This window comes from Chitinimonas sp. (assembly GCF_041904975.1).
In the GTDB taxonomy this organism is placed as follows: domain Bacteria; phylum Pseudomonadota; class Gammaproteobacteria; order Burkholderiales; family Chitinimonadaceae; genus Chitinimonas.
This window is the reverse complement of record NZ_JAYRLZ010000227.1, coordinates 1-6917: the sequence shown is the minus strand read 5'-3', so window position 1 is coordinate 6917 and position 6917 is coordinate 1. Positions and strand designations below refer to the sequence as shown.

Annotated in this window: 7 protein-coding genes; 4 read left to right on the top strand and 3 right to left on the bottom strand. The window is 61.5% G+C overall.

The annotated features are described in order from the left end of the window. The 3 genes from aroE to ACE3OH_RS17300 form a co-directional block, all read right to left on the bottom strand. On the bottom strand, nt 1–764 hold a 764-nt coding region (aroE, locus tag ACE3OH_RS17310; protein ID WP_374355926.1), incomplete at its 3' end, for a shikimate dehydrogenase. An 8-nt stretch (nt 765–772) separates the two neighbouring features. After that, nucleotides 773–1168 carry a DUF4124 domain-containing protein gene (locus tag ACE3OH_RS17305; RefSeq protein WP_374355923.1) on the bottom strand — a complete coding sequence of 132 codons (396 nt, stop codon included), beginning with the start codon at nt 1166–1168 and terminating at the stop codon, nt 773–775. A gap of 1 nt (nt 1169) precedes the next feature. Further along, nucleotides 1170–1622, bottom strand: coding sequence for a rhodanese-like domain-containing protein (locus tag ACE3OH_RS17300; RefSeq protein WP_374355919.1), 453 nt, complete (start codon nt 1620–1622; stop codon nt 1170–1172). Between the two features lie 282 nt (nt 1623–1904). Between ACE3OH_RS17300 and glnA the strand changes: the two genes are divergently transcribed. From glnA to ACE3OH_RS17280, 4 genes are all read left to right on the top strand, one after another. Then, nucleotides 1905–3314, top strand: a complete 1410-nt coding sequence (gene glnA, locus ACE3OH_RS17295) for a glutamate--ammonia ligase (protein WP_374355916.1) — start codon at nt 1905–1907, stop codon at nt 3312–3314. 223 nt (nt 3315–3537) lie between these two features. After that, nucleotides 3538–4956: a UbiA family prenyltransferase gene (locus ACE3OH_RS17290; protein WP_374355913.1), complete on the top strand. Its 1419-nt coding sequence runs from the start codon at nt 3538–3540 to the stop codon at nt 4954–4956. Nucleotides 4957–5060: 104 nt separating this feature from the next. Further along, nucleotides 5061–6722: a hypothetical protein gene (locus tag ACE3OH_RS17285; RefSeq protein ID WP_374355910.1), complete on the top strand. Its 1662-nt coding sequence runs from the start codon at nt 5061–5063 to the stop codon at nt 6720–6722. Continuing rightward, nucleotides 6719–6917 (top strand): methyltransferase domain-containing protein (locus ACE3OH_RS17280; protein WP_374355907.1); only part of this gene is annotated, 199 nt, incomplete at its 3' end. The genes ACE3OH_RS17285 and ACE3OH_RS17280, both read left to right, overlap by 4 nt.

Genomic DNA, 6917 nt, shown 5'->3' with positions numbered 1-6917 from the left:
GGCCGCACCCCGCGCCACAGAAAGAACGCCTCCGCCGCCTGCTCCACCAGCATGCCCAGTCCATCGAGCCGGGTGGCGGCGCCGCCTTCGCGGGCCCGGCGCAAGAAGGCGGTTTCCTCCTTGCCATACATCATGTCGTAGGCAATCGTTTCGGCTTGCCACAGGCTGATGGCCAACGGTAGTGGCTCGCCGGCCAGGCTGGCCGAGGTGGCGTTGATCACCAGATCGAACGGCTGCGCCAGTTCGGCAAAACCGCTGGCGCTGAGCAGGCCGGACTGGAAGTGTGCCGCCAGAGCAATGGCCTTGTCGGCGCTGCGGTTGGCGATGTGCAGGCTGGCCGGCTGCTCGGCCAGCAGCGGGGCAATCACCCCGCGTGCAGCACCGCCGGCGCCCAGCAGCACGATGCGTCGCCCGCGCAGATCAAGGTGGCGCTTGAGGTCGCGCACCAGGCCGGCACCATCGGTGTTGTCGCCAAACACGCCGTCGTCATCCAGCCACAGGGTATTGACTGCGCCGGCCAGCCGGGCGCGATCACTCAGCCGGTTGGCAAACGCGCAGGCGGCTTCCTTGAACGGTACGGTGACATTGCAACCCATGCCGCCCATGACAAAAAACTCGGCGGCACTATCGGCAAAGGCGTCCAGCGGCGCTTCGCGGCGCTCGTACACGAGTTTTTGCCCGGTCTGCCGCGCAAAGGCGGCGTGGATGGCTGGCGATTTGCTGTGCGCCACCGGGTTGCCGATGATGGCGTAACGATCCGTCATGATGACCTTTACTTGCTGAGGGTGGATTCGATGCGTTCCAGCGCCAGATTGCGCGGGGCGGTTTGCGCCTTGATGCAGTTGGCCTGTGCTTGCGGATCGGCTTCTTCGCAGGGCTTGGTGCTGGCTTCGCCCTTGCCCGGCGTGCCGGTTTCAGGCGTGACTGCCGGGGTGCCCTTCATGGTGTTGAGCGGCTTGAGTGCCAGTGTCTTGGCGTGCACGCCGGGCGGCGGCGTGTCGCCGAACTGCAGCTGGCCATGGGTATCGCGCCACTGGTAGACGGTAGTTGCCTTGGCCTTGTCGCCGGCAACTTGCGCCTTGCCCTGCTGAAACCAGCTTTTGACGCGATCTTGCTGCCACCAGCCCAGCGCACCGATGATCATTACGACGATAAGCGCGTTGCGCATATCAGCCCTGCGACCAGGGCAGGCCGTGCGCCTTCCAGCCATTTACGCCGCCACGCTGGCCCTTGGCATCGCGATCGCCTTCAAAGCCTTCCAGCACGTTGTAACACTCGGCAAAGCCATGCTCGGCGGCCAGCGCTGCTGCCTCGTGCGAGCGGCCGCCGGTACGGCACAGGAACAGCAGCACGTCTTCGCTGTCTACCTGGTGCTTGAGCTGCTCAAGGAAGTTTGGATTGGCTGTCATGCCGGGCCAGGATTTCCACTCGATCTTGACCGCGCCATCGGGGCTGCCAACAAACTGCCACTCGGCGGCGGTGCGCACATCAACCAGCTTGACCGCCGGCAAGGCGCCGAGCAGGGTGTGTGCCTCGGTGGGGGTAAGTGCGCCGGAGTAGGGCAGGTTGTGCGCCTGGGCGCGGGCGCGCGCCTGGCGCAGGATGTCGCTGTTCTGGCTCATGATGCTTTCCTTGGCTGCAATGGTTACCCGATTATGGCAAAGATCGCTGCGAACACTGCGAATGCACAGAAATAGTGCATTCATATTGCCGGCGCATCGTAATGGTGCGTTGCTTGTGCGCTGATGAAGCGTAGCTGTTGGCTCCAGCGCTGTTTCGGTGCATGGCATGGTTTCTGCTTAAAGCGGCGCAGCGCAAGCAAGATACGCAACAAATCTCTACAATCCACAATCCCTGCCGGCAGATACGCCGGTCCCCAAGCCTTTCAATCAGGAGTAATGCACATGGCGGTCGCTGACGTACTCAAGCAAATTCAGGAAAACGACATCCGTTTCGTTGATCTGCGCTTTACCGATACCAAGGGCAAGGAGCAGCATGTTTCGGTGCCGGCTCATGTGGTGGATGAAGAGTGGTTCGAGCGCGGCCACGCTTTCGATGGCTCGTCGATTCACGGCTGGAAGGGTATTCAGGCTTCCGACATGCTGTTGATGCCGGATGCTTCCACCGCCGCCATCGACCCGTTCTATGACGAACCCACCCTGTTCATTACTTGCGACGTAATCGACCCGACCGATGGCAAGGGCTACGACCGCGATCCACGTTCCATCGCCAAGCGTGGCGAGGCTTATCTGAAGGCATCGGGCCTGGGCGACACCGCCTTCTTTGGCCCGGAACCTGAATTCTTCATCTTCGACAGCGTCACCTGGGGCACCGATATGTCGGGCACCCATGTGAAGATCAAGTCCGAAGAAGCCGCCTGGTCCTCGTCGGAAGACTACGACTCGGGCAATACCGGTCACCGCCCCGGCGTCAAGGGCGGCTATTTCCCGGTGGCTCCGGTCGATTCGTTCCAGGATATCCGCTCGGCCATGTGCCTGGCGCTGGAAGAGCTGGGCATCCCGGTTGAAGTGCACCACCACGAAGTGGCGACTGCCGGCCAGAATGAAATCGGTACCAAGTTCAGCACCCTGGTGCAGCGCGCCGACTGGACTCAGCGCCTGAAGTACGTGGTGCACAACGTTGCCCACCAGTACGGCAAGACCGCTACCTTCATGCCCAAGCCTATCGTTGGCGATAACGGTAGCGGCATGCATGTGCATTGTTCCATCTGGAAGGATGGCAAGAACCTGTTCGCCGGCAATGGTTATGCAGGACTTTCCGAGTTTGCCTTGTACTTTATTGGCGGCATCATCAAGCACGCCAAGGCGCTGAACGCCATCACCAACCCCGGTACCAACTCCTACAAGCGCCTGGTGCCAGGCTACGAAGCCCCGGTGATGCTGGCTTACTCGGCGAAGAACCGCTCGGCCTCGATCCGCATTCCTTACGTGGCATCCGACAAGGCGCGCCGTATCGAAGCGCGCTTCCCCGATCCACTGGCCAACCCCTACCTGGCCTTCACCGCCCTGATGATGGCGGGTCTGGATGGCGTGCAGAACAAGATCCACCCGGGCGACCCGATGGACAAGAATCTGTACGACCTGCCACCAGAAGAAGACAAGCTGATCCCCAAGGTCTGCCACAGCCTGGAAATGGCGCTGGAAGCCCTCGACAAGGATCGCGAGTTCCTCACCCGTGGCGGCGTGTTCAGCAATGACTGGATCGACAGCTATATCGAACTGAAGATGGAAGAAGTGCAGAAATTCCGCATGACCACCCATCCGGTCGAATTTGCCATGTATTACTCGCTGTAAGCGATTTGCGTCTCGCGAATCCATGTGGAAAAAACCCGTGCCGGCCAGCGCCGACACGGGTTTTTTATTGCCTGCGCCAGCCTTGGCCGGCAGGTCGGAATATGGCTGCCACTGTGAACTGGCTCACAACTTCGGGCAGAAAAGTACCTTATGATGCGCAGCCGGAGTTCCCCTGCCTGTTCCGGTAAGTCGGCAGGCTGTTGGCCACCTTTCAGGGAGAGCAATGTCGCTGCCGCCGCTAATCGTTGATCTGGATGGTTCGCTGATCCATGCCGATTTGCTGCATGAGTCCGCTCTGCGACTCGTGCTGGAGCGTCCGCTGGATGCCTTGCGGATGCCGGTCTGGCTGTTGCGCGGCATCGCATCGCTTAAGCATGAGATAGCCAGCAGGGTGGCCCTGGATGTCAGCGCGCTTCCGTATAACTTGCCCTTGCTTGACTGGCTGCGTGCTCAGCGCGCGCAGGGGCGCTTCCTGATACTCGCCACCGCCTCGAATCTGCGATACGCCCAAGCGGTTGCAGACCACCTGGGCCTGTTTGATGAAATCTGGGCTAGCGACCAGCGGTTGAATCTGAAAGGACCCCGCAAGGCGGAGCGGGCCATAGCCCGTTTTGGCGAGCGCGGCTACAGCTATGTCGGCAATGACCGCGCGGACCTGCCGGTGTGGCAGACGGCAGCCGGCGCGGTACCGGTCAATGCCGGCGCCAGCGTGATGGAGCAGGCGGCAGCATTGGCGCCCATCGAGCGCTCGTTTGCCGGCAAGCCTCCGGCACTGCCGAATTTGATCAAGGCCATGCGTTTGCACCAGTGGCTGAAAAACCTGCTGATCGTCCTGCCCATGTTTGCCGCACATAGTTGGTCTGCGGCCAGTGTGCAGGCGGTGCTGCTGGCAGGCTTGGCCTTTTGCGCCCTGGCGTCGGCCATCTATCTGTTAAACGATATGCTGGATCTGGGGGATGACCGCCTGCACCCGCGCAAGCGCTTACGTCCCTTGGCGGCCGGGCAGCTGGGTCTGCCGCAAGCCGGCGCTGCAGCGTTTTTGCTGGTGCTTGCAGCCTTCGGGCTGGCCAGTGGCCTGGGCCCGGCATTCGTGCAGGTCTTATCGGCTTATCTAGTGCTGACCCTGGCGTACTCGATCACTCTCAAGCGCTTGTTGATGGTCGATGTACTGTTGCTGGGCGCGCTGTATACCTTGCGCATTGTTGCCGGATCCGCTGCCATCGGTGTGCCGCTATCGTTCTGGCTGCTGGCATTTTCCATGTCGCTGTTTGGCGGGTTGGCGTTGCTCAAGCGCTATGGCGAGTTGATCGACATGCGCCGTCGCGACTGTTTCATCCAGGCCCCGGGCCGGGGCTACCATGTTGGCGATATTGAAATGCTGGCCTCGCTCGGCACTGCCGCCGCCTATGGTTCGGTGTTGATCCTGGCCCTGTATATCAATAGCAGCAGCGTTCAGACGCTATATCGTCAGCCGCATTACATCTGGCTGGCCTGCCCGGCCCTGTGGTACTGGATTGCCCGTGCCTGGATGTTGGCTCACCGAGGAGGTATGCATGACGACCCGGTGCTGTTTGCTGTCCGTGACCGTACCAGCTGGGTATTGCTGCTGGTGGTGATGCTTGCCTTCGGGCTGGCGGTGTAAACGATGCCACATGCAACCCCTTCCGGGCTGGGCGATGCCGGCTGGAGCCTTTCAATGACCAGATGTTTCCAATGAAGCCCGACGGAATTCACAAGCATCGGCCGATGCCTCGCCAGGGCTGGCTGACTACGGCATGTCTGTTTGCTTTGCTGCTGCTGATCTCGGTTGCTCTCCACCATGATGTGTTGAGCGCTTGGTGGCGGTTTGACGATCCGTCGGTTCTGCGATTTGCCATCGAACATTCGCCCTTGCAGTATTTTTTTCACGCCTCGGTCTGGAAGTCTGTTGCGACGACCAACTTCACCCCTTGGGCCTATTTTTCCTTCGGCGTGGATTACCGGTTATTCGGCCTGTCGCCGAAGGGGTTTTACTGGCATCAGCTGGTCTCGCTCGCCGCTTGCGCCACACTTGGCTATCTCTTGCTGCGCCGGTATCTCTCTGCCAGCGCCGCCCTGTGCGGCGCCCTTGCATTCTTGCTGGGCGCGCCAAGTACGCAGCTTGCGGGGCAGTTGATGTCGCGCCACTACATCGAAGGGCTGGGCTTCATGATGGCGGCCTTGCTGTGCTTGATGCGCAGTCCGGCTGGCCGGATCTGGATCTGGGCGGGCACCGGGTTCTACTTGCTCGCCTGCCTCGCCAAGGAGGTGTACGTCCCGCTGCCCTTCCTGCTGCCCTTGCTGCTGACCGGGGCATGGCGTGATCGCCTGGGCCGGGCCGCCCCATTTTTCCTGACGTTTGCAGCATATATGCTGTGGCGCTGGCATATGCTCGGCAGCCTTGGACAGAGCGGCTATGCTACCGAGCTCCCTTCGATGGCGCTTGTCTGGCACACCGCTCGCCAGTTTCCGGAACTGCTGCTGGGCAGCGGCATGTTTGCGTGGCCGGCTTATGCCGCCTTGCTGATTGCTGTTCTGGTGTTGCTGCGGGAAGGCCGATTGCCTGCCATGCTCGCTTCCTTGGGCCTGCTGGTGGCACCGCTGGTGCCTTTGATGGTCAAGCCGGGGGTGGATAGTCCGAACCGCTTCCTGTTTCTGTTCTGGTGGGCGCTGGTGATGGCAACCGGCGCTGCCGCCGGCATGCTGTGCCGGCGCCTGCCGGGTCGGGCCTCCCCGCTGGCCTGCCTGTTGCTGGCGACCCTTGCCCTGGGCGGATTTCATCAGGGCAAGCAGGCCATGTTGCCAGTGGCTGCCGCCAATCAGCGCTTTGATGTGCAGGGGCGGTTTTTGTGGTTGGCCGGCGCAGACACTGTATTGCTGACCGATCCCTTGTTATCTGGCGTCTTCTGGTATCGCGCCGACCTGCTGAAGCTGCGGGAGTTCAACAGTCAGTCTCCCTCGGCACCGGCACAGGCTTACGACGAATCGATGCTGGTGGGTGAAACCAGGCCGATCCACCGCTACGACGAGGCCTGTGGCTGCATGCGGGCTATCGACCTTGCGCCGATGCTGGCGGACTGGCGCTCGCGCACGATCGAGACCATGCCATTGTCGCTGGACATTTCCCTGAGCAACGATATCTTCAGCTGGCATTTCGGGCCCCGCCCGGATGGTCTGTACACCTTGCTGGTTCATGAGCCGGACGCGCTGCGCGGTGCAATTCCGATGGCGGCGCAGGGGACGCAGCGTTTCAAGATACGGCTGGATCAACGGGTGGTAGTGCAGCTCAGGTATCAGTCAACCGATGGCCGCCTTGGATATTCAGAGCGTCTGGTGCTGCCGCCCGGCGCCAATACCACGCTGAGCTGGCAATCGAAAGGGCGGTCATGAGCCAATCGTTCGACCAGCACTACTATCAGGGCAATGGACAGGACGGCGACCGCCCGGCGCTGTGGTTTTATCAACGACTGGCGCAGCGCTGGATCGCGGGAGGCACGGTACTCGATTTTGGCTGCGGCACCGGCCATTTTGTCCGGCGCTTGGGACGCAGCTTTGTCGCATCGGGCTTCGAACGCTCGCCCTATG